This window comes from Posidoniimonas corsicana (assembly GCF_007859765.1).
GTDB classification, from domain to species: domain Bacteria; phylum Planctomycetota; class Planctomycetia; order Pirellulales; family Lacipirellulaceae; genus Posidoniimonas; species Posidoniimonas corsicana.
In genome coordinates, this window is record NZ_SIHJ01000001.1 from 874,880 (window position 1) to 896,731 (window position 21,852).

Consider the following 21,852-nt stretch of genomic DNA (forward strand, 5'->3'; position numbering starts at 1 on the left):
AACAAATCGCCCGGCGCCTACGCGGTTCGCAGGGCGGTCTCGACCAGCCGAACCGCCTCCTGCAGGCCGCAGGGCCTGCCCGCGACATGGACCGAGGCCTCGCTGCCCAGAAGCTCGTCCATCCGCCGGCACGCTGAGATGACGGTGCTGTGGCTGCGGTTGCCAAACTGGTCGCCGATCTCGCTCCATGCGGATTGCGTGTACTTCCGCGAAAGCCACATCGCCAGCATACGCGGTTCGGTGGCGCTCTTGGTGCGTCGCTTCGATTTGATGACGCCGGTCTCGACTCCGAACACGCTGCAGACCGCATCCTGGATTTGCTTAACGCCAACGCTCGGCGTGCTGACGCGGTTCATGTCGTCGATGGCGCGGCCAACGGCCTTCTCGCAGATATCCAGGTCGAGCAGACGGCTGGAGAGGCCCAGCTTGTTGACGACGCCCCGGATCTCCCAGGCGCCGCCGATCAACCCGCTGGCGATCATCCGCACCGCGGCCGGCTCGAGCCGCACTCCCGACTGCTGCGCGAACCGCTCGACCAGTCGCGATTTGAGGCTGTGGTCGGGCGGGGCGATCTCGACCGCTACTCCTGCGCCGAGCCGCGACAGCAGCTCGCCGCTCATCTTGCGGAGCTCGGCCGGGCTGCGGTCGCTGGTCAGCACCACGTCGGCGCCCTGGGCGGCGAGTGTGTCGAGTGTGTACTGCAGCTCCTCGAGCGTCTTCTGCTTGCCGAGCAGGAAGTGGATGTCGTCGATCAGCAACAGGTCGACGCCGCGGCAGCGGCCTCGGAAACTGGCGAGCGTGCGTCCGTGCACCGCCTCGACAAAACCGGACGTAAACTCCTCGGCCGTCAACCGAACCACCCGCTTGCGGCGGTGCCGCGAGCGAAAGCCATCGGCGATAGCCCGCAACAAGTGCGTCTTGCCCGTGCCGCCGCGTCCCCACAGCACCACCGGCGAGGGCGCCGGGCTGCCGGCTGCGATCAGCTCGGCCAGCTTGGCGGCCTCGCGGTTGGAGTCGCTGACAAGAAAGCCGGGCGCTTCGCTGGGCTTCGGCGGCGCCTTGGGCGCGGGGGCGGCCTTCACAGCGGGCTCGTCGGGCTCCGCCGGGCGATCCTGTCGAGCGGGCGTCGGCGCCACGGCAGCGTCGACGACAAACTCGATGCTTCGGGACCCGAGACCAGCGGCTCTGCAGGCCTGCTTCAGTTCTGCCTTGAAGTGCTTCCGCAGGCAGTCGCACTCTAGTGTGCTGCCAGCGATCACAACCAGCGTGTCGTTGCTGGAGAGGTCGAACCCGACTCGCCCCTCGAACCATGCCTTGTGCCGCTTCTCGCCCACGACGTTCCTGAGCGTGGAGGCAAACCGGCGGTCGTCATCGGCGTCTTCTTGCGGCATCTCTGCCGCCGCATCGTCCTTGACCACTTCCTGTGTGCCTCCTGGGTCGCGCATACCATCCCTACGCACCAACGCCTTCGTGGCCGTTGGAGTGCGGCGGGACGCGCCCACCGCGGGTAAGGGATTCCGTTACGCGACTAGATGATCACCGGGTAGAAACCGGTAGATCTGCCCATTAATTAAACGTCGTCACCCGGACGCAGCGGCTTGCCATTCGTGTCAGCGATGCTCCCCCGCGAAGTAAGAAATCGGCGGAGGCAGTCACGCGTTTTGGCGGTTAAGCCCATGGCTGTTGGCGGCTGTCGTTGTCACCCGAGAGCCCGATTGTACGGCTGCTAGCACGACTGTCAAACCGGCCAGTGAAGAAGTCGTGAAGAAACTCTTTCGCTGTTGCTATACAAGCAGAAACAGCCTCCCGAGCCCTCCCAAACCGAATGCGAGCGCGGTGGATAACGTGTCACCCGACAGGCGGCGGCGCGCCGTTGCGACGGAGGTAGGCGTGGCGCCGCGCCCACTCCCGCAGGCCGGCCCGGCGGTAGATGTCCTGCGCCGGTTCGTTGCGCGCGTCCACCGCAAGGACCAGGCGTTGCGCTCCGCGATCTAGAGCCACGCGCTGCGCCTCGGCCACCGCGGCGGCGCCAAGGCCGCGCCCCCGCGCCTCCGGCGCAACCCCTACGTAGACCAGTTCCAACTGCTGCGACTCGGGGTGCTCGGCAAGCAGCAGCACGCCAACGTCTTGCTCGCCTTGGCGGATGTACTTCCAGAGCGTTGGATCGTACTCGCCCACCGCCTTGTAGCCGTGCAGCACGTCGGCCACGTTGCGCGCCCCGTCCAGCTCTGGGAAGTCGAGCGTGCCCTGGTAGGTCCGGCTGACCAGGCGCTCAAGGCGGTTTTGGCGGCGTTCGTCAAACGGCGCGAACTCAACGGCGTCAGATGGCGGGGCAGGGTGGTGGGTTTGCGGCCTCCACTGCAGGTACCGCAGCTCGGCAAGATCGACAAAGCCGCACGCCACCAGCGCCCGGTGCAGCGGGCCATAGCGGTGCTCCGCCAGCGTCTGCGTGATCGAAACGCCCGCCTTGTCGGCGATCGCTGTAACCCGTTGGATCAGCGCGCTGGTCAGCTCCGTTGACGGCTCCCCCGACTCCGCCTGCGGAGGCCACAACGAGCAGCCCTTTCCAGGCTGAGGCTGCCCCCACACAGCGGCCGCCAGGGCGTCTCCCTGCTTGGCGACAAGCAGCGCTTGGAACGCGCCGAGCGGTTCGTCCTGCAGCTTGGCGAGCGAGTCCACCAGCGGCGCCCGCTGGTCGGCGGGCAGCGTGCGGAGCACCAGCGTTAGCGCTGCCCGCAGATCGGCAGGCTCGCATGGGCCAATTGTGAAATCACCGGGCATAGCGCGGAGCATACCGGACACCCGCACGCCTGTCATCTAGAAAAGCCGCCGGACTAGTTCGGCCAACGGAAATCAGGACGCTTAGCGTTCTGGAGCTGTGGGCTGGTGGCCGCCGGGGCCGGCGGTTTCTCAGCCTTTGCTGCCTCCGCCGGGGCCGCAGCAGCGGCGGTCGTGTCGGGGGGCACTTGGAGCTTCGGCGTGTCGTTCGTGACATAGTGCCCCGAGCCGGGCCGGTTGAACTCAAGGTCGACGCCGTAGCTGCCGTGCGGCTTGGTGTTCCACAGCACCGGCTCCGGGAACGTCCGCAGCTGGCCGACCACCTTGCCGCCCTCGCGAGACTGCAGCAGCTGCTCGCCAGGCGTACGCGGCGGTTGCCACGCGAGCCCGTACTGACGCTGCGCGAGCGCAATCACGCGGTTGGTGTCGGCGGTGGTCCCGCGGAAGCGGATCTTGTCAACCTGGCCGGTTGCGTTGAAGTAGTAGGAGAGCGACCCGGCCAGGTCGTTCATCCCGGTGCCGGTGACCAATGGCACACGCACGCCGAACAGGCCGGGCTCGGCCAGCCCGGTCGACTTCCGTGGCCAGTTCCGGTAGACCCAGTCCTTGGTGACGTCCATCCGCAGGACCTGCTCGACCGGGTAGAAGCCGCCCCCCTCCAGCGGCATCGGGCTGCCGTACGCCCCCGCGGTGGGGTATTGTGGCCCGGGAACCTCAGGCGGCGCAGTGGCTACCGGCGCCGGCGCAGCCGCGGGGTCGGCCGGCGCTGACGCGGCAGGGGGGGAGGACCAGTCCGGCCAGTCCTGCGGTGGGTTGTGAATGGCGTACGGCACGCCAACCGCTGCGCCGAGCATGCCGGTCATGGCGACGGGTCGGGCGAGCACAGCACGCTCCTTTCTATCGGTGGCCAGGAAAACGGGGCGGCGCGACGCCGCCTATAATCTGTATCGACCTTAGCCGCAGGTCGCGCCGGTCCGTCACGCGGCGGGCGTCTCCTGCGAACAAGCGGAAAGCCTCCCCCAACCGCTACGATGACGACGACCCCTGATCTCACCGACATCCGCTGGCTTGTTGGCGACGAGGCCGCGGCGGTGCTGGCCGACCTTGCCGCCAGCCCGGCGCCGCTGCACACAGTCGCCGCTCAGCTACGCAGGACGCATTCCGCCGAGCGAACCGGGCTGCTGCTCGAGCAGCTCGAACTGCGCGAGCGCGGCACAGCGAAATTCAGCCGGGCCGAGCGGATGTACTTCACCCGCGTCGGGTTGCAGCAGGCGACCGACGAGTGGGTCGCGGGCTACAAGGCGTCACGGTTCGCCGGACTCCCAGCGGTCGCGGATGTCTGCTGCGGGGTTGGCGGCGACCTCGTCGCGTTGTCCGCGGTCAGCAATGCGACCGGCATCGACAGTTGCCCGATCGTCTCGGTGTTGGCAGCGGCAAACCTCCGGGCGTATGAGGGCGCCGGCGACTGCATTAGGACCGAATCGGCAAGCGCGGCGAGCGTCCGTGAGCTTGACGCCTGGCACGCCGATCCCGACCGCCGTGCGGCCGGATGGCGGACGACCCAGCTGGCGTTTCACTCTCCAGACGCCGCTACCCTCGACGCCATGCTTCATGCGCAGCCAAACGCGGCAGTAAAGCTTGCGCCGGCCGCAGAGGCGCCAGACGCATGGGCCGAGTCTTGCGAGCAGCAGTGGCTCAGCCGCCGCGGTGAGTGCCGCCAGCTCTGCGTTTGGTTCGGCGCCTTATCGCAGTCGCCCGGACTGCGCCGCGCGACAAGGCTCGGCGACGACGGCCAGATCTGCGGGGACTTTATCGGCCGGGTCGGCGCGCCCGAGCGCGTAGCGCAATCGCTGGGCGGCTTCCTCTACGAACCCAACCCGTCGGTGCTGGCCGCCAAGCTTACCGACGATTTGGCTGACACACTTGGTCTGCTCCGGGTCTCCCGCGGCGTCGGCTACCTTGCTGGCGAAGAGCCGGTCGAGCATCCGCTCGTTTCAGGGTTCCGCATTGATGACACGCTGCCGCTGAAACCAAAGACCATCGCCGGGTACCTGCGAGAACGCGGCGTAGGGCGACTAGAGATCAAGCACCGCGGCGTGCCGCTCGAACCCGACCGGCTTCGCAAGCAGCTCAAACTGAGCGGAACTGCGGAGGCGACCCTGATCGCCTTTCCGCACGCCGGACGGAACGTGGCGGCGGTCGCCACCCGCCTGTGACGGCCCTCCGCGGGCGTCCCCTGACGCGTTGGCCCGATCGGATTACGATGTCGGGATGAAACTCGCCTTCAGCTCCAATGCCTACCTGTCGTACCCGTTCGACGAGACCTGCCGCCGCATCGCCGCGGCCGGCTACCAGGGGATCGAGATCCTGGCCGACGTGCCCCACGCCTGGCCGGCGGGGCTGCTGGACTGCCAGAAGCAGGCCATCCGCGACGCGCTATCGCGGCACGGGCTAACGATCTCCAACATCAATGCGTTCATGATGAACGCGGTGGCGGACCAGCGTCAGCCGTACTGGCACCCGAGCTGGACCGACCCCGATCCGCACTACCGCGCAATCCGCCGCGAGCACACGCTGCGTTCGCTGCGTTTGGCCAAGGACCTCGGCGCTCCGCACATCACCACCGAGCCAGGAGGCCCGGAGTTCGACGGGCAGCCACGCGCCGCTGCGGCCGAGGTCTTCTACGAGGAGCTGATGCCGTGCGTCGAGCTGGCGGCGGATCTGGGCGTTGGCTTGCTGATCGAACCGGAGCCGGAGTTGCTGATCGAGAAGTTCGACCAGTATCTAGAGTTCGTCGAACGAATCGACGCTTCGTGCGTGGGGCTCAACTTCGACATCGGCCACGCGTATTGCGTCGGAGAAGACCCGCAGGATTGGGTTGAGCGCATGCAGTCGCACACGGTGCACTATCATCTCGAAGATATCGCGTCGACCAGGGTCCACCAGCACCTGATCCCGGGCGACGGCGCCATCGACTTCGCTGCAACGATCAACGCCATCCGCGCCACCGGTTACGACGGCTGGCTGACCGTCGAACTCTACCCTTACGGCGACGACCCCGACTCGGCCGCCCGCCGAGCGCGCGACTACCTCCTGCCCCTGGTCGACCATGCGTGAGGCGAGCGGGCTAAGGGGAAGAGCGGCGGCCTTCCTGGAATTGATGCGGTTCTCCAATGTGCTGACCGCGGTGGCCGACGTGTGGATGGGCATGGCGGTGACGCTTGGCGGACTGCCCGCGCCTGCCCTGACCGCGTGCCTGACCCTTGCGTCGGTCGGGCTCTATTTAAGCGGCATGGTGCTGAACGACGTGCTCGACGCGGATGAGGACGCGCGGCTCCGCTCGACCCGCCCGATCCCGTCGGGGCGGATCAGTCGCCGTGAGGCCGCCACCTTCGGCTACGGGTTAATGGGGCTGGGTTTGGCGTCCGCGGCGGCCGCATCGGCGATCAGCGGTGGACCGGCGCCGATCACCATCGCCGGCGCGCTGGCGATCACCGTCTACGCGTACGACGCCTGGCCCAAGGCGAGCCCGCTCAAGCCGATGTTGATGGGCGCGTGCCGAGCCCTGAACGTGCTGCTCGGGATGTCGGTAGCGCTGGGCAAGCTTGCCTCTGGAGCACCGGAGTTCTCTCACCTGCGGCTTGGGGCGATTCCGCTTGGCTTGCTGATCTACATCGTTGGCGTGACGCTGTTTGCCCGATCCGAGGCCCAGCGCAGCAGTCGAGCGGCGCTGACCAAGGGCGCCGGCGTGGCGCTGGCCGGCGTCGTGGCTCTGGCGACCACGCCTTGGCTGCCCGGCTCCGGAGACCTGCCCCAGCTCCGCGTGACGACGCTCGCCTGGGGACTGCTGTGGATAGTAACGGCCCTGCTTATCGCGAGGCGGTTCGTCGCGGCGGTGCTCCAGCCGGGCCCTCGCACGGTCCAGTCGGCGGTCGGCAACGCCATCCAGGGCGTGATCGTCATCGACGCGGCGCTGGCGTGGGGGTACGCTGGTCAGTTGTGGGGGCTGGCCATCCTGGCGTTGCTGCCCCCCACCATGCTCCTCTCAAGACGTGTCCTACAGACATGATCCTCGGCTACAACACCAACGGGTTCGCCCACCACTCCCTACGGCAGTCGATCGAGGTGCTCGCCTCGCTCGGTTTCCGGGCGGTCGCCATCACCATCGACCACGACGTGCTCAGCCCGCTAGACGCACACAACCTTCAGCAGTTGGACCGGACGGCCGAGCTGCTGCAGCGGTGCAACCTTCGGTGCGTGGTCGAGACCGGCTGCCGCTACCTGCTGGACCCACTGAACAAGCACGAACCGACGCTCGTTTCGCCTGACGAACGGGCTCGCAACGAGCGGGTCGCATTCTACCGGTACGCGATCGATGTCGCCGAGCGGCTCGACGCCGCCTGCGTATCGCTCTGGTCGGGTGTGGTCCGAGACGACGCGCCCGAGCAAGTGGCGACCCAACGGCTCTCCGCCGGCCTGCGGGATGTGCTGAGCCACGCCGCGGAGCGGGGCGTGACGGTGGCGATGGAGCCCGAGCCGGGCATGCTGATCGACACCGTCGACTCGTACCGCCGGCTCGTCGGCAGCCTCGACGCGCCGGGGGAGCTGCGGCTGACGCTCGACATCGGCCACCTGCACTGCAACGGCGAGCTGCCGATCGCCGACGTAATCCGTTCGTCCGCCGACCAGATCGTCAACGTGCATATCGAGGATATGCGGGCCGGCGCGCACGAACACCTGCTGTTCGGCGATGGCGAAATCGACTTCCCGCCGGTCATCGCCGCGCTGCAGGAGAGCGGTTACGAAGGGCCGCTGTGCGTCGAGCTGAGCCGCCACAGCCACATGGCGCCCGAGGCGGCCCGGCGGTCGATCGAGTTCCTCGCTCCGCTGCTCGAGTAGAGCGTTCACCGTCGACACCCCCGCCCCAGCCTACAGCCCTCCAACGCCCCCCACCTCAAGACTCGATGCCCGACAACGTCGTCCTGCTCTCCATCCCCGGCCTCCGCGGCCAAGACCTCCAGCACATGCCGTCGCTGCGGAAGCTGACCGACGGGGGCGACCGCGCGGCGTTGGCCGGCAGCTTCCCTGCCGTGACGCTGCCCGTGCAGGCCAACATGACCACCGGCCTGCCGCCAAGCGAACACGGCGTCGTCGCGAACGGCTACTTCTGGCGTGACTCGTCCGAGGTCGAGATGTGGACCGCCTGGAACGACAAGATCCAGCGTCCCCAGTTGTGGGATCTGCTGCACCAGCACGACCCGGCGATCACTTCCGCGGTCTGGTTCCCGATGTTCGCCAAGGGCTGCGGCGCGGATTATGTCTGCCTGCCGGCGCCCATCCACAACCCCGACGGCAGCGAGTCACTGTGGTGCTACACCAAGCCCCAGATGCTGTACGGCGACCTCCGCGACGCGCACGGGCACTTCCCGCTGCAGAACTTCTGGGGCCCGCTGGCCAGCGTCGCGTCGTCCCGTTGGATCGTCGACTCGGCCGTCTGGACCGCGGCGAACCATCAGCCGAACTTCTTTTACCTCTACCTTCCACACCTGGATTACGCCGCGCAGAAGCACGGCCCCGACTCGCCAGAAGCTATAGCAGCCTGCACCGAACTCGACGCTCAGATCGCGCGGCTGGTCGCCGGCTTCAACGCGGCCTACCAGGCTGATCCGCTGTGGCTGGTCGCTAGCGAGTATGTGATCACCCCGGTCGAGCGGGTCGTGTACCCCAACCGCCTGCTCCGCGAAGCGGGCCTGCTGGACGTCGCCAACGACTCCGACGGGCGGGAGCTCATCGACTTCGCCGGGACGCCTACCTGGGCGCTCGTGGACCACCAAATAGCTCACGTGTTCATCAAAGACCGCAATGCCGACACAATCGCGCAGGCCGCCGCCGCGCTGCGCGATACGCCCGGCATCGCGGAGACGCTCATTGGCGACCAACGCGGCAAGTACGACCTGATCCACGAGCGCAGCGGCGACATCGTGCTGGTAGCCGACCCTGATGCGTGGTTCGCGTACTACTATTGGCAAGACGACGCCCTCGCGCCGGCCTTCGCCCGCACGGTCGACATCCACCGTAAGCCGGGTTACGACCCGGTCGAGATGTACCTCGACCCCGCCGCGATGCAGGCGGGCCTCGGCCCCACGCCGCTCGACGCGACGCTGGTGAAGGGGTCGCACGGCGCGCCGACCGTGACCGACGCCCAGCGGGGCGTCATCCTGTCGTCGCAGCGGGGCGTGTTCGTCGAACGCGCCATGGCCGACACCGACGTGGCGGATCTGGTGCTGCGGCAGTTTGGCGTCTGACCCTCACCCTTCGTATTTCTGGAAGAAGCATGAGCCGCTACACCCTCGCCGAGTTCCTCAGCCAGACCCGCGAGGCCGACCGCGGCCAGGGCCTCTTCGAGTTCGAGACCGAGCGGATGCTCGAGGTCAACCTGCACGGCCAGGTGTGGATCAAGATGGGCGCGATGGTCAGCTACATTGGCCAGGTGACCTTCACCCGCGAGGGGATCCTCGATCAGGGGCTCGGCAACCTGTTCAAGAAGTCGATCAGCGGCGAGGGCTGCCGCCTTACCAAGGCCGAGGGCGTCGGCAAGGTGTACCTGGCCGACAGCGCCAAGAAGGTCACGGTGCTCTCGCTCCAGGATGAGGCGATCTACGTCAACGGCAACGACGTGCTCGCCTTCGAGCCGTCGCTCTCCAACAAGATCCACATGATGAAACGCCTGACCGGCGTGCTGGCCGGCGGCCTGTTCAACGTGCGGCTCGAAGGGTCGGGCATGCTGGCCATCACCTCTCACTACGACCCGCTCACCCTGCGGGTCGAGCCGGGCCGGCCGGTCTACACCGACCCCAACGCCACGGTGGCGTGGTCGGGCAATCTGCAGCCGGACCTGAAGACGGACGTCTCGTTCAAGACGTTTCTGGGCCGCGGCAGCGGCGAGTCGTTCCAGATGAAGTTCGAGGGCGACGGCTTTGTCGTGGTCCAGCCTTACGAAGAGGCGCCCCTGCAGCACGGCGCGTAGCCGACCGCCTGCCCCTAACGCGGCGTAAACTCAAACCGCCCGCACTGCGCGAAGAACTCCAACGGGTTCTCGTACACGACCCGGCGGATCAGCGACTCCGCGTGGCCGCGGCGGCGCATCTCGAGGATGAAATCCGGCACGGCGGTCGGTTTCGACGGGCCCCAGTCTCCGGCCGAATTGACCATCAGCCGGTCGGGGCCGTAGACCTCAACCATATCGCACGCCCGCTCAGGAGTGCATTTCGAGGTGGGGTACAGCGTCATGCCGGCCCAGAAGCCCGCCTCGCGGACGGCGCGGATGGTGTGCTCCTCGACGTGATCCACCAGCACCCGCTCCCGCTGGATGCGGCTGTCGCCGGTCAGCATGTCGAGGATCATCCGCGTGCCTTGGTGCTTGTCCTCCAGGTGGGGCGTATGGATCAGGATCAGCTCGCCCGTCCGCATCGCGAGGTCGACGTGCTCCAGGAACACGGTGGCCTCGTTCTTGGTGTTCTTGTTGAGCCCGATCTCACCGATCCCCAGCACGCCGGGCCGTTCGAGGAACTCGGGGATCATCGCGATTACTTCGCGCGACAGCTGCACATCCTCGGCCTCTTTGGCGTTGATGCACAGCCAGGTGTAGTGCTGCAGCCCGTACCAGCCAGCCCGCTTCGGCTCGAACGCGGTCAGCTGCTCAAAGTAGTCACGAAAGCCCTCCACGCCGCCGCGGTCGTACCCGGCCCAGAACGCGGGCTCGCTCACCGCAACGCAGCCCATCTGGGCGAGCGTGCGGTAGTCGTCCGTCGTGCGGCTGACCATGTGGATGTGGGGGTCGATGTAGTCCATTTCCGCTATCCCTGATCTCCCGCACGGACGCCCATCTCGCTGCGCCACCCTGGCTCGTACTCACGGCTGAACAGCAGCTGCAGCCGCTCGGCGCGGTCTGGCCCACGAGTCATCAACAGTCCGGCCGCCTCGACAAGCGTCGCGTGGCGGGGGTCTGCCTTGACGTCGCCCGATCCGCGGTCGAACCGGTCGAAGGCCGCCGCCACCTCGAGCAGCTTCGCGCGGACGGTCAAGAACTCCTCGTCCAGGATCTGCTCAGCGGAGCGGGCGGTGGCCATGGCACTATCTCGGTTGAATCAGCGGGCGGCGGCCTGAAAACACGGCGGGCAGCTGCATCTTCGCCCGATCGGGCCGGCGACGCAACTCGACCGTCATAACCCCACCAACCGCTGTTTGTGTCGCAACCGCCGCCGCCGCCGGCCGATCCTACTGGCGGGCGCCGCTGCGCGCCCGCTAGCGCCCGCAAGCCCACCCCGGATACGCATGGCCGCAAACCGAGGCCTAGAACGAACGCTCCTTCTGCTCACCAAGACCCCCAACCCGTCCGCCATCGAGGTGCTGGACGCGGGGCTGCGGTCGGACGAGCCCGTCGTGCGCGGGTCGGCGGCCCGCGCGCTAAGCCGGCGGCGGGGCCCGGCCGCCGCCCGCGCCCTCCTGCTTGCGCTTCCCGAGACCCCCGCCGATGTGCAGCAGGCCGTTGCGACCAGGCCAGCGGCCCGCCGGCTCCGCCCTGGGGTCATCGCCGCGCTGAAGGGGGACGACGTGCTGCTGTGCAAGCGGGCCTGCCGCTATGCGCAGGACACGTGCGACCCGCACGTCCTGCCGGTCCTAGCCGAGCAAGCCAGTCAGGCCGATCACCCGTACGGTCTGGGCCTCGCCACAACGGCTCTGCAGCTAGCGAAGAACCTGTCGGAGCAGATCCATCCCCCAACCGACGACGCGGATCCCCCGGCCGAGGACCCGGCGTTCGCCCGCCGCGCCGCGCTCAACGCGTTGGTGCGCGCGGTCGACAGCTTTTCAAACCACCGGCACGTGGAGCTTGTCGAAGCCTTCGCCCTGCTCGCTGTGCCCGACGACTTGGTGCTCCGTCGCGTGTTGACGGACGCGACCCACGCCGCTCACCAGCCGCTGCTCGACGCATTGGCCAGCAGCACGGCACCAGGCGCGATGCAGATCGTGTCGCGGACGCTGCTGCAGGACCACCCCGCCGCGCCGCTCGTAGGTCTACTCACCTCTCGCACCGACCGGCCGTTTGTCGAGCACCTGCTCGGCGAGATGGGCGACCGGCCGCCGTTGCGCGCCCTGGAATCGGCCCGCGGTCTCGCCGGGTTCGCTTGGGCGGAGGAGCCGCACGAAGGCCTGCTATTAGCTTTGCCCGGCCCGCTGCAGGCCAACGCCCTCAAGCTGGCCGCGGCGACCTCCATGAGCAAGCGGCGGCTCACGACGCTGTGCGAGCTGATGATCGAGTCCGGTCAGACTGGTGGCCGCATCGCCGCCTGCCAGGTGATCGGCAAGGTCAACTCACGGGTCGCGTCGACGCTGATCGCCAGCGCGCTGCGAGACACCGACCCGGGCGTGGTGGCGGCGGCCACCACTCAGCTCCGCAACCGAGGCATCGAGGGCTCGCGCGAGAAGCTGATCGCACTCCTCGACCACGACCACGAGGAAGTCCAGCAGGCGGCTCAGGGCTGCCTGACCGACGTCAACTACGAATCGTTCCGGGCCGTGTACGACCACCTCGAGGAGCCGGCACGGCGGACGCACGGCCGGTTGGTCGGCAAGGCGGACCCTAACTGCGCGGCGGCGGTCAAGAGCGACCTCCTGGCCGCGTCGCCGACGCAGCGGCTGCGTACGCTCGAGATCGCGGCGACGCTGGGCATCGCCGACCGCCTGGCGGACGTGCTCACCGACCAGCTCGCCGACCCGGACGCGGCGGTGCGGGCCGCGGCCGCCCGCGCGCTCGCAGGCGCCAGCGAGCCCGCTGCTCGGGAAGCTCTCCAGTCCGCCCTAGAAGACGCCAACAGCACCGTCCGCGAGGCCGCCGCGAAGTCACTCGCCCCGCTCGCGCCAATCGACCTCGCTGCTGGGTTGGTGCAGCACCTGCAGCAGGAGTTCCCCCTATGAGCCAACTGGCCCTGCTGGCGCAGCGCGATAAGTGGGAGCGACTCGGCGACCGATTCAGCGGCGAGGCCGCCGAATTCGACCTGCAGGAACTGCTGGTGCTGCTGGTGGCGGCGCTGGCCGCCGGCGCGCTGATCTGGCTGCTACGCGCGGCCGCCCGCTGGCAGGAGGGTAGGTCGCGTCAGCCGAACCCGCGGCGGCTGTTTAACGACCTCAGCCGCGCCCACCGGCTGACGCGCTGGGAGCGACGCGCGCTAAGGGAAATGGGCGAGTCGCTTGGCGTCCGCCAGCCGGCCGAGGTGTTTCTCCGCCCCGACGCGTTCCGCCTGAACCCGCTCCCGCCGGAGGCGGCCAAAAAGCCGATAGCGCTTAAGCAGCTCTACAAGAAGTTGTTCCCCGAGGTCGGCCGCGTGTAGACGGCGGCGCCCCAAGAGGCGGCTGCTAAATCCCGATTGGGACATACGGCGAACGAGCGCGGAACTTGCCCTTCGAGCTGTCTGTCCCCCCGCCACGCAGGTCGGTGGTGCGGTCCAGTGGCTTGTAGCCCATCTGGTTGAGGAACTCCTGCAGGGTGATGGTCTCGACCCCGTAGGTGGCGGCTTCCTCCTCCATGTCGCTGAAGCCCTTCCGCTTCTCCGCGGCGTTGGCGGCGCCGCTCTTGGGGTAGTCCCCGAGGACCAGGTAGCGGGTCTCGACCGACATCTCGCCGGCCTTCGTGCCGTCAGCCTCTAGCACCGCGTCGACCACGCCGCCGTTCATGCCGATCAGGTCCTTGGCGGTTTCGACGTCGTTGCGGCCGTCGCCGTCCAGGTCGATGTCGCCGGTCAGGGCGTAGTGGATGGCCTTGCCCTGGTGCCACACCGGGCTGTAGATGTGGTCGCCGGGCATAATCGGCTGGCGGATGTTGTCCCCGGTGATGCGGGCCTCGGCTAGGTGGTCGTCCAGCAGGCGGACCACCTCGATGCTGCCCTTCTTCTCGCTGCGGCCGGCGTCGGCCAGGTCCTGCTCGTAGACGCTGAAGGTCACCTGCGGGCGGAGCGAATCGGCCTCGCCCAGGTTGATCCAGACCGTGCGATTGCGCTGGTTGACCCACGTGACGCGGCCGTCCGCCACCTCGAAGCTGGGGTCTTCTTGGGTCCGCTCCTTCATCAGCTTCTGAAGGCTGTTGTCTTTGTTCTGTAGCGTCTCCTGCGTGGAGGCCAGCTGGTTCTTGGTCTCATCGAGCTGCTTGGTGTACGCCGCGCGGCTGTTGGCCAGCGTCTGCTCCAGCTCGTCGACGGTCTTCTTGAACTCGGCGCGGGCGGCCTGAGCCTCCTGCCGCAGCTTGGCGGTCTCGGCGGCTTCCGCGTCGACGCTCTTCTTGTACTCGGCGATCTGCTGGTCCTTCTGCGACAGCGAGGCCGCGTACTCCCGCTCGGCTTCTTCCAGCCGACGCTTCGCCTGACTCTCCTGCTCGGCGCTGTTGTCGATTTCCGCATCGAGGCGTTCGAGGATCACCCGGTACTTCTGGTCGGTCTCAGCGAACGTGGCGCCAAAGCTGGCCATGTCCTTCTCGAACTGAGCCTGGATATCCTGCAGCGTGTCGGCCTGCTTGTACCCCATCATCTCCTTGTAGGCGTCGACCTCGTTCTGCTTGGTCGTCAGCGCGTTGCGCGTCTCGCGTTCTTTGGTGGTGGCGGCTTCGGTCTCCTGCGCGTAGGTGTCGAGCTTCGACCACATCCACACCGTCAGCGCGAAGAAGATCACGGCCACACCGGCCAAGATGATGGTGATAATCTGCAGTGTTTGATCTTGGCGAGCAGCCATGCATCTACCTCTTAGGACGCGTTTCGGCGGGCAACGGGTCTTGCTGCCCGCAGTGAGAAGACGGGTCGTCTGCGGAGTTTGTTCCGGTGCGTAGGTGAACAGGCCGAGCCTTGGCGGCCGGGAACCACTCGGGGCCCGCCCACGGAACAACCTGCCCGATTTGGCATAAGTGCAAAATAATTAGAGGCTTAGCGCCTGTCAACGAACGGGATATAACCGGCACAGCCGGATCTGGGGCCCGTGGCCCACCGCTACTTCCCGCGCGACTGCGACACACGACTGCGGTGGGCCGCGACTCGACCGGCTGCGATGCAGCCATTCGCCCCGCTGACACCACAGACCCGTGACCGCCCCGCCACCGCGACTCGATTAAGCTCTTCGATGGCGAACGACGAGATTCTTCCCGCTTCCGACGCGCCCGCAACGGCGGAACCAACTGCCGACGGGACCACCACGACGCTCCCCGGCCCCGACTGGACGGTCTACGTCGTCGACGCGCACTCGCTGATCTTCCAGGTGTTCCACGCCATCCCGGAGATGACCAGCCCACGGGGTGAACCGGTCAACGCCGTCTATGGTTTTACGCGGGACCTGCTCTTTTTGTTGCAGGAAAAGCGGCCCACCTCGCTGATCTGCGCGTTCGACGCCCCAGGCGACACCTTCCGCCACAGCCTATACGAGGGCTACAAGGCGGATCGGGGCGCCATGCCCGACGAGCTGCGCGCGCAGCTCCCCAAGATCCAGGAGATCGTCACGGCGCTCGGGATCCCCGTGATGAGCGTCCCCAACTACGAGGCGGACGACATCCTCGCTACCCTCGCCAGGCAGTGCGACCAGCAGCAGACCCGCTGCTACCTGGTGACCGGCGACAAGGACTGCCGGCAGCTGATTACCAAGCACGTGTCGGTCTACAACATCCGCAAGGACCAGGTGTACGACGCCACCGCTTTGTTTGGCGACTGGGCCATCACGCCGGAGCAGGTGGTCGACTTCCAAGCGTTGGTGGGGGACAAGGTCGACAATGTGCCCGGAGTCCCGCTGATTGGTCCCAAGACTGCCAGCACGCTGCTAACCGATCTCGGCTCGCTGGAGGACATCCTCAACAAGCCCGAGCAGGCCCGCGGCAAGAAGACCCAGGAGAACCTCCGCAACTTCCGCGATCAGGCATTGCTCTCGCGAGACCTGGTCAGGCTGGACAGCAATGTTCCGATCGAGGTGGACTGGCCGTCGACCCAGGTGGGCGGCCGCAACCAGGAAAAGCTGGCCGAGCTTTTCGCAGACTTTGGCTTCCGGAGCCTCGCGGAGCGGATCGCCGAGCTCGACGGCGGCGATGAGCCGCCTCAATCCGATTGGGAGGGCGACTACCAGACAATCGCCTCGCTGGAAGAGCTGCAGGCCATCGTGCCGGAGCTAAGCCAGGCGGAGTGGCTGTCGATCGACACCGAGACCACCGCCATCAACCCGCGTCAGGCCCAGCTGGTTGGCGTGAGCCTCGCCACCAAGCCCGGCCGGGCCTGGTACGTGCCCGTCCGTGGGCCCGCAGGCGACACCGTGCTCGACGAGCAAGCCGCCCTCGACCTGCTGCGCCCGGTGATAGAAAACCCAGATGTGGCAAAGGTAGGCCAGAATCTGAAGTACGACGCCGTGGTGCTGCGGGGAGCAGGCGTCAACCTGGCCGGCATCCGCTTCGACACGATGGTCGCCAGCTACCTGCTCGACGCCGGCGAGCGGACCCACAACCTGGACTACCTCGCCAAACGGTACCTGAACCACACCACGGTCAAGATCGACGAGCTGATCGGCAAGGGCAAGAATCAGAAGCGGATGGACGAGGCGCCGGTCGCGAAGGTCGGTTACTACGCCGCCGAGGACGCCGACGTCCCCCTGCGGCTGCAGCCGATCCTCGAGGACCGACTCGACCACGCGGAGCTCACCACGCTCAATGACGATGTCGAAGCGCCGCTGATTGAGGTGTTGGCCGAAATGGAGTGGAACGGCGTCCGCGTCGACCGCGACCGCCTGGGCGAGCTGAGCGAGCGGTTTGCCGAGCGGCTGCAGGAGCTGGCCGAGGAGATCGAGGAGATCGCCGGCCACCCGTTCAACATCGCGTCGCCAAAACAACTGGCGGAGGTGCTGTTCCAGGAGCAGCGTCTGCCGGTGATCAAGAAAACCAAGACCGGCCCCAGCACCGACGCCAGCGTGCTGGAGCAGCTGGCCGAGCAGCACCCGCTGCCAAGGCTAATCGTCGAGCACCGCCAGTACGCCAAGCTCAAGGGCACGTACGTCGACGCGCTGCCGGAGCTGATCCACCCCGAAACGGGCCGCGTTCACTGCTCATTCAATCAGGTCGTGGCGGCGACGGGTCGCCTGAGCTGCTCCGACCCCAACCTGCAGAACATCCCGATCCGCACGGCCGAGGGCCGGGAGATCCGTTCAGCGTTTACCGCCGGCGAGCCCGGCTGGAAGCTGCTCACCGCGGACTACTCGCAGATCGAGTTGCGGGTGCTGGCCCACTTCACCGAGGACGAGACCCTCTGCCGCGCGTTCCGCGAGGACCAGGACATCCACACCCTGGTCGCCAGCCAGGTGAATGGCGTTGACCTAGATGACGTCACCAGTGAGATGCGCCGCGGCGCCAAGGCGGTCAACTTCGGCATCATCTACGGGCAGAGCGCTTTCGGGCTCGCCAAGTCGCTCGGCATACCCAAAGACGAGGCCGCCCGCTTCATCAACGAGTACTTCGCCCGGTACCCGGGCGTGGGCGAGTTCATGCACCAGACGCTCGACGCCTGCCGCGAGCAGGGCCACGTCGAAACGCTGCTCGGACGCCGCCGGGCGATCTCCGGCGTGCGTAAGTTCGAACCGCCCAAGGGCCAGCTGTTCGACGACCGCCCCGCGCCGCTGCAGCTCAACCTGCCCGAACGGACCGCCGTGAATACAGTGATTCAGGGCACCGCGGCCGACCTGATCAAGCTGGCCATGCTGGCGGTCTACCGGCGGATGAAGTCCGAGAACCTAAAATCCAAACTGATCCTCCAGATCCACGACGAACTGGTGTTCGACGCCCCCGAAACCGAGCTCGACCGGCTTTCGGCCCTCGTCCGCGAGGAGATGGAGGGGGTGATGAGCCTGCGTGTGCCGCTGCGGGTCGACCTTGCAACCGGCGACAACTGGGCCGAGTGCTGACCGCCGCCATCAGCTTGACTCCTCCACGCCGGTCGCTGACAGTGGAGGTTCGCACCGTGAACCACAGCAAGGCGCCAAGACCCCAACATGCAGCGAGTGCTTTCGCCCGAGTGGCTTGATGACCCGTCGATCGACGAAGACCTTCACACCGCGGCGCACGCGGGGCTGCGGCGCATCAACGCCTGGAGCCAGACATCTCGTTTCCTGAGGCGGGCGTTGGCCCGGGTAGCCAACCACCGCGGCGTGAGCAGCCTCAGCGTGTTGGACGTGGCCTGCGGCAGTGGCGATCTGGCCCGCACGCTGGCAGCGCGTCCGCTACGCGGCGGCGTTCGGCTGACGGTGGAAGGGTGTGACATCAGCCCGCAGGCGATCAGCCAAGCACGCGACTTCGCCGAGCGGATCGACAGTCCCGCGACCTTCTACCAGCACGACGCCATCGGCGCCGCTTTCCCCAAGAGCTACGACGTCGTGCTCTGCACGCTCTTCCTGCACCACCTCACCGACAGCGAAGCGGTCACGCTGCTCCGCCGCATGGCGGCGGCGTGCACTTCCGCCGTCATGGTAGACGACCTGGTCCGCTCGCGAGCCGGCTACTGGCTGGCCTGGACCGGCTGCCGGCTGCTTTCGCGTTGCCCGGTGGTTCACAACGACGGGCCGGTGTCGGTCGAGGGCGCCTTCCGCCCCGACGAGGCGCTCGGCCTGGCCGCGCAGGCCGGGCTCGACGGTGCGGCCTACCAGCGACACTGGCCCCAACGTTACCTAATGACTTGGCGACCCACGTGACCACCCGCCCCCCGCTTGCCGATCGTGACCTTCAAGGCGTCTGGGACGCGGTCGTCATCGGCGCGGGCCTTGCCGGAGCGGCGGCTAGCTACCAGCTCGCCCAGCGGGGGCGCCGCGTGCTGCTGGTCGAAGCCAAGCCGTTCCCACGTGGCAAGGTCTGCGGCGGGTGCCTGAACGCGCGGGCAATTGACGTGTTTCAGCAACTCGGGCTCGGCCGCCTGCTCGAGAAAGCGGGCGCCGCTTCTTACGAGCGGATGCAGCTGCACGCCGGCGGCCGCAGCCTCGTGATGCCGGTCCCCCAAGGCCTGGCCGTCACACGCCAGACTATCGACCAGTTGTTGGTCGACGCGGCTGTGGGCGCGGGGGTCCGGTTTGTGGACGGCACGCCGGCTCAGGTTCATCCGGCAAGCAACAGTGACAGTCGCACCGTGCGGCTGGGATCCCCGCACGACCCTAACGCCACGACCGTCCACGCCCGTGTCGTGCTGGCATGCGATGGCCTCGGCCGCCCGTCGCTGACCGACCTGCGGGAGATGCAGCCGCAGGTGTCCAACAACTCGCGGATCGGCCTGGGCGCCGTGCTGCCCGCTTCAGCACTGCGTAAACTGCGCCCCGCCGATGCGTTGCAGATGGTGGTAGGACGTGACGGCTACGTCGGCTTTTCCCTCTGCGAAGAAGGGCGCATTAGCGTGGCCGCGGCGATTGATCGCCGAGCGCTCACCGATGGCGCGAAACCGGCCAAGGTCATCGCCGGCATCCTCAAACAGGCTGGGGTCGCCCCCGAAGAGGCCCTCGATCAAGCGTCCTGGCGAGGCACCCGGCCGCTTTCCCAGCGATGCGGCAGGGTGGCGTCCCACCGGCTGCTGCTGGTGGGCGACGCCGCCGGCTACGTCGAGCCCTTCACCGGGGAGGGCATGGCCGCCGCCCTGGAGGGGAGCCTGCTGGCAGGCCGGATTGCCGACCAGGCCATCGACCAGTGGTCTCCGAGGATAGCCTCGCAGTGGCAATCGACCTACACTAGGGCCGTGCGGTCGCGTCAGCGGGCCTGCTCACGCCTAGCCTGGCTGCTTAGACGACCTCGACTCACCCGTCTGGCCATGCGTCTGGTAGAGCGTTGGCCTTCTCTCGGCGTTCGCGCAGCGCAACGAATCAGCTCCCCAGCGGAGCGCCACAAGGAGATCGCCGGATGGGCGCATCGATAGACGGGATCGGGCTGGCCCTGCCCGAACACTGGGTCACGCAAGCGGACGCCACACAGCACGCGCTCGCCACCTCGCGTGCCACCAATGGCCAGCGGAACTTTGCCGAGCGCGTCTACCAGAACGCCGGCATCATGTCCCGCCACAGCGTCCTGCTAGAGGCCTCGTCCGAGGTTGGCGAGCCGGTGCGACAGTCATATTACGACCCCGCCAGCGAACAGAACCCCAACGGCCCGTCGACTGCCGACCGGATGGAGTCCTACCGCGCGAACGCCAGCGTGCTAGCCCATCGGGCCGCCGCCGACGCCCTGGCCGACGCCGGCGTTGCCGCCGAACAGGTCACCCAGCTCGTCACGGTCTCGTGCAGCGGCTTCTACGCGCCGGGCTTCGACATCTCGCTCATCCAAGGCCTGCCGCTGGCCGCGGGGGTGGGGCGGACGCACGTTGGATTCATGGGCTGCCACGGGGCGCTCAACGGCCTCCGCGTGGCGCGTTCGCTGGCGGAAGCCGACCCGTCCGCCACCGTGCTGCTGGTGGCGGTGGAGCTCTGCAGCCTGCACTACCAGTACGACTGGACGCCGCAGCGGATTGTGTCGAATTCGCTGTTCGCCGACGGTGCGGCCGCTCTGGTGGTCCGCGGCGCCGATGCCGCTTCCGGCGGCGGGCTCCCGATCCGGGACAACTGGTCGCACGTCGCGGACAACTCCGCCGACGCGATGACCTGGAACATCGGCGACCACGGCTTTGAAATGACCCTCTCGCCGGAGGTCCCCGGCCTGATCGACCAGACGCTTCCGCCCCGCATGGACGAGTGGCTCGCCCGCCACGACCTGACGGTCGCCGACGTGCAAAACTGGGCGGTCCACCCGGGGGGGCCCAAGATCCTCGAGGCCTGCGAGTCGGCCCTCAAGCTCCCGCCGAGCGCGCTCTCAGCGTCGCGGGCGACGCTCAGCAAATACGGCAACATGTCGTCGCCGACGGTGCTGTTCGTGCTCAAGGAGCTGCTGCAGAGCCACGGTGCCGGCCCCACCGTGATGCTGGGCTTCGGGCCCGGGCTTGCCATCGAGAGCGCGCTGGTGGGATAGCGGCGCCTCCGCGGGTAAGAACGATGCCTGCCGATGAGAACCCCTACCGATCGCCTCAGTCAGAACCCCCTGAAGGGGTCGCGACGGCGGTCTCACCCAGCGTGCGTGCGTTGGCCTGGCTGGGTGGGGTTGCGTCGACCGCCAGTATTCTGATCCTGTGCCTGTTAATTGCCGGACCTCCTCAAAGGGATGGAGCCGGAGAGTCGCTCGGAGTTGCCGTCGTCTGCTTTGCAGTGGTCGGCGCGGTGGCAAGCTTCATTGCCCTGACCCGATGGAGTAAGCTGCCGCCTAGCGATCGGGCGGCAGCCTTGACGGGCTTCATCGCCGGCGCAGGGATCGCCTGCCTCGTTGGCTCTGCGTTTATTGGTCGCCTGTAGACCCCAGAAGACTGCCTTGCTCACTATTGGCCTCATCGGCGGCATCGCCAGCGGCAAATCGACCGTCGCCCAGTTGCTGGCGGAGGAGGGCGCAGTGGTGCTGGACGCCGACCGGTTCGCTCACCAGGCGCTCGCCGAGCCGGGCGTGCTCGCCCAGCTGTCCGAGCGCTGGGGGCCTGGAATCCTCGACGCGGACGGGGCTCTCGACCGCCGGCAGGTAGCCAAGCGGGTGTTCGGCGACTCGCCCGACGCGGCCGACGAACGCCGGTTCCTGGAACAACTCGTGCACCCCCGCGTCCGTGCAAAGCTGAAGCAGGCGATTGCAGACCACGCCGCGTCCGGCGGGTCCGTGGCGGTGCTCGACATCCCGCTGCTGATCGAGGCCGGTTGGGCCGCCGACTGCGACCTGGTCCTGTTTGTCGATTCCGACCCCGACCAGCGGCGGGCCCGGGCGGCCCAGCGGGGATGGGGCTCCGGCGAGTTGGCTCAACGGGAAGCGGCGCAGCTGCCGATAGCAGAGAAGCGGCTGCGCGCTGACCACGTCATCGACAACGACGGGGACCTAGAGTCCCTCCGCCGCAGCGTAGAGGCCTTCTGGTGCAATGAGGTCGCCCCGCGCGTCAGCGGCTAGCGGCGCCTTCGCTAATCCGCAGCTCGGATACACAC

At 67.6% G+C, this 21,852-nt stretch carries 19 protein-coding genes; 13 read left to right on the plus strand and 6 right to left on the minus strand.

All coding sequences use genetic code 11. The features are described from left to right. Positions 1–17 precede the first annotated feature (17 nt). From KOR34_RS03225 to KOR34_RS03235, 3 genes are all read right to left on the minus strand, one after another. Positions 18–1,445: a DnaA ATPase domain-containing protein gene (locus KOR34_RS03225; RefSeq protein WP_146562144.1), complete on the minus strand. Its 1,428-nt coding sequence runs from the start codon at positions 1,443–1,445 to the stop codon at positions 18–20. A gap of 403 nt (positions 1,446–1,848) precedes the next feature. Further along, positions 1,849–2,793: a GNAT family N-acetyltransferase gene (locus KOR34_RS03230; protein ID WP_228714488.1), complete on the minus strand. Its 945-nt coding sequence runs from the start codon at positions 2,791–2,793 to the stop codon at positions 1,849–1,851. A gap of 41 nt (positions 2,794–2,834) precedes the next feature. Then, a complete protein-coding gene (locus tag KOR34_RS03235) occupies positions 2,835–3,662 on the minus strand; it encodes a DUF6690 family protein (protein WP_146562148.1) in 828 nt (275 codons plus the stop codon). A gap of 147 nt (positions 3,663–3,809) precedes the next feature. On the opposite strand from KOR34_RS03235, the gene KOR34_RS03240 reads away from it, so the two are divergent. The 6 genes from KOR34_RS03240 to KOR34_RS03265 all read left to right on the plus strand — a co-directional run bounded on the left by KOR34_RS03240 (position 3,810) and on the right by KOR34_RS03265 (position 9,805). Further along, positions 3,810–4,994 carry a THUMP-like domain-containing protein gene (locus KOR34_RS03240; RefSeq protein ID WP_146562150.1) on the plus strand — a complete coding sequence of 395 codons (1,185 nt, stop codon included), beginning with the start codon at positions 3,810–3,812 and terminating at the stop codon, positions 4,992–4,994. 55 nt (positions 4,995–5,049) lie between these two features. Then, complete coding sequence (locus KOR34_RS03245; RefSeq protein WP_146562151.1) at positions 5,050–5,895, plus strand: sugar phosphate isomerase/epimerase family protein; 846 nt, start codon at positions 5,050–5,052, stop codon at positions 5,893–5,895. Positions 5,896–5,938: 43 nt separating this feature from the next. Then, positions 5,939–6,847, plus strand: coding sequence for a UbiA family prenyltransferase (locus KOR34_RS03250; RefSeq protein ID WP_197531100.1), 909 nt, complete (start codon positions 5,939–5,941; stop codon positions 6,845–6,847). Then, a complete protein-coding gene (locus KOR34_RS03255) occupies positions 6,844–7,677 on the plus strand; it encodes a sugar phosphate isomerase/epimerase family protein (protein ID WP_146562154.1) in 834 nt (277 codons plus the stop codon). The genes KOR34_RS03250 and KOR34_RS03255 overlap by 4 nt, the downstream gene beginning before the upstream one ends. Positions 7,678–7,742: 65 nt before the next feature. Next, entirely contained in the window at positions 7,743–9,083 is a 1,341-nt protein-coding gene (locus tag KOR34_RS03260; RefSeq protein ID WP_146562155.1) for an alkaline phosphatase family protein, read from the plus strand. A 29-nt stretch (positions 9,084–9,112) separates the two neighbouring features. Next, positions 9,113–9,805: an AIM24 family protein gene (locus tag KOR34_RS03265; protein WP_146562157.1), complete on the plus strand. Its 693-nt coding sequence runs from the start codon at positions 9,113–9,115 to the stop codon at positions 9,803–9,805. Positions 9,806–9,819: 14 nt separating this feature from the next. On the opposite strand, the gene KOR34_RS03270 is transcribed toward KOR34_RS03265, so the two are convergent. Both KOR34_RS03270 and KOR34_RS03275 read right to left on the minus strand, forming a co-directional pair. Beyond that, positions 9,820–10,629 (minus strand): TatD family hydrolase, encoded by an 810-nt coding sequence (locus tag KOR34_RS03270; protein WP_146562158.1) that lies wholly within the window; start codon positions 10,627–10,629, stop codon positions 9,820–9,822. A gap of 5 nt (positions 10,630–10,634) precedes the next feature. Further along, positions 10,635–10,907 (minus strand): hypothetical protein, encoded by a 273-nt coding sequence (locus KOR34_RS03275; RefSeq protein ID WP_146562159.1) that lies wholly within the window; start codon positions 10,905–10,907, stop codon positions 10,635–10,637. A 205-nt stretch (positions 10,908–11,112) separates the two neighbouring features. On the opposite strand from KOR34_RS03275, the gene KOR34_RS03280 reads away from it, so the two are divergent. Next, positions 11,113–12,753: a HEAT repeat domain-containing protein gene (locus KOR34_RS03280; protein ID WP_146562161.1), complete on the plus strand. Its 1,641-nt coding sequence runs from the start codon at positions 11,113–11,115 to the stop codon at positions 12,751–12,753. Beyond that, positions 12,750–13,166, plus strand: a complete 417-nt coding sequence (locus KOR34_RS03285; RefSeq protein WP_146562162.1) for a hypothetical protein — start codon at positions 12,750–12,752, stop codon at positions 13,164–13,166. Before KOR34_RS03280 ends, KOR34_RS03285 begins: the two co-directional genes overlap by 4 nt. 25 nt (positions 13,167–13,191) lie before the next feature. On the opposite strand, the gene KOR34_RS03290 is transcribed toward KOR34_RS03285, so the two are convergent. After that, positions 13,192–14,556, minus strand: coding sequence for a hypothetical protein (locus KOR34_RS03290; RefSeq protein WP_146562163.1), 1,365 nt, complete (start codon positions 14,554–14,556; stop codon positions 13,192–13,194). A gap of 381 nt (positions 14,557–14,937) precedes the next feature. Between KOR34_RS03290 and polA the strand changes: the two genes are divergently transcribed. The 5 genes from polA (at position 14,938) to coaE (ending at position 21,817) form a co-directional block, all read left to right on the plus strand. Beyond that, complete coding sequence (gene polA, locus KOR34_RS03295; protein ID WP_146562164.1) at positions 14,938–17,742, plus strand: DNA polymerase I; 2,805 nt, start codon at positions 14,938–14,940, stop codon at positions 17,740–17,742. A gap of 87 nt (positions 17,743–17,829) precedes the next feature. Further along, positions 17,830–18,525, plus strand: coding sequence for a methyltransferase domain-containing protein (locus tag KOR34_RS03300; RefSeq protein WP_146562166.1), 696 nt, complete (start codon positions 17,830–17,832; stop codon positions 18,523–18,525). After that, positions 18,522–19,727 (plus strand): NAD(P)/FAD-dependent oxidoreductase, encoded by a 1,206-nt coding sequence (locus KOR34_RS03305; RefSeq protein WP_197531101.1) that lies wholly within the window; start codon positions 18,522–18,524, stop codon positions 19,725–19,727. Before KOR34_RS03300 ends, KOR34_RS03305 begins: the two co-directional genes overlap by 4 nt. After that, positions 19,712–20,809 (plus strand): type III polyketide synthase, encoded by a 1,098-nt coding sequence (locus tag KOR34_RS03310; RefSeq protein WP_146562168.1) that lies wholly within the window; start codon positions 19,712–19,714, stop codon positions 20,807–20,809. Before KOR34_RS03305 ends, KOR34_RS03310 begins: the two co-directional genes overlap by 16 nt. A 393-nt stretch (positions 20,810–21,202) precedes the next feature. After that, positions 21,203–21,817 carry a dephospho-CoA kinase gene (gene coaE, locus KOR34_RS03315; protein WP_197531102.1) on the plus strand — a complete coding sequence of 205 codons (615 nt, stop codon included), beginning with the start codon at positions 21,203–21,205 and terminating at the stop codon, positions 21,815–21,817. The last annotated feature ends 35 nt before the right edge of the window (positions 21,818–21,852 follow it).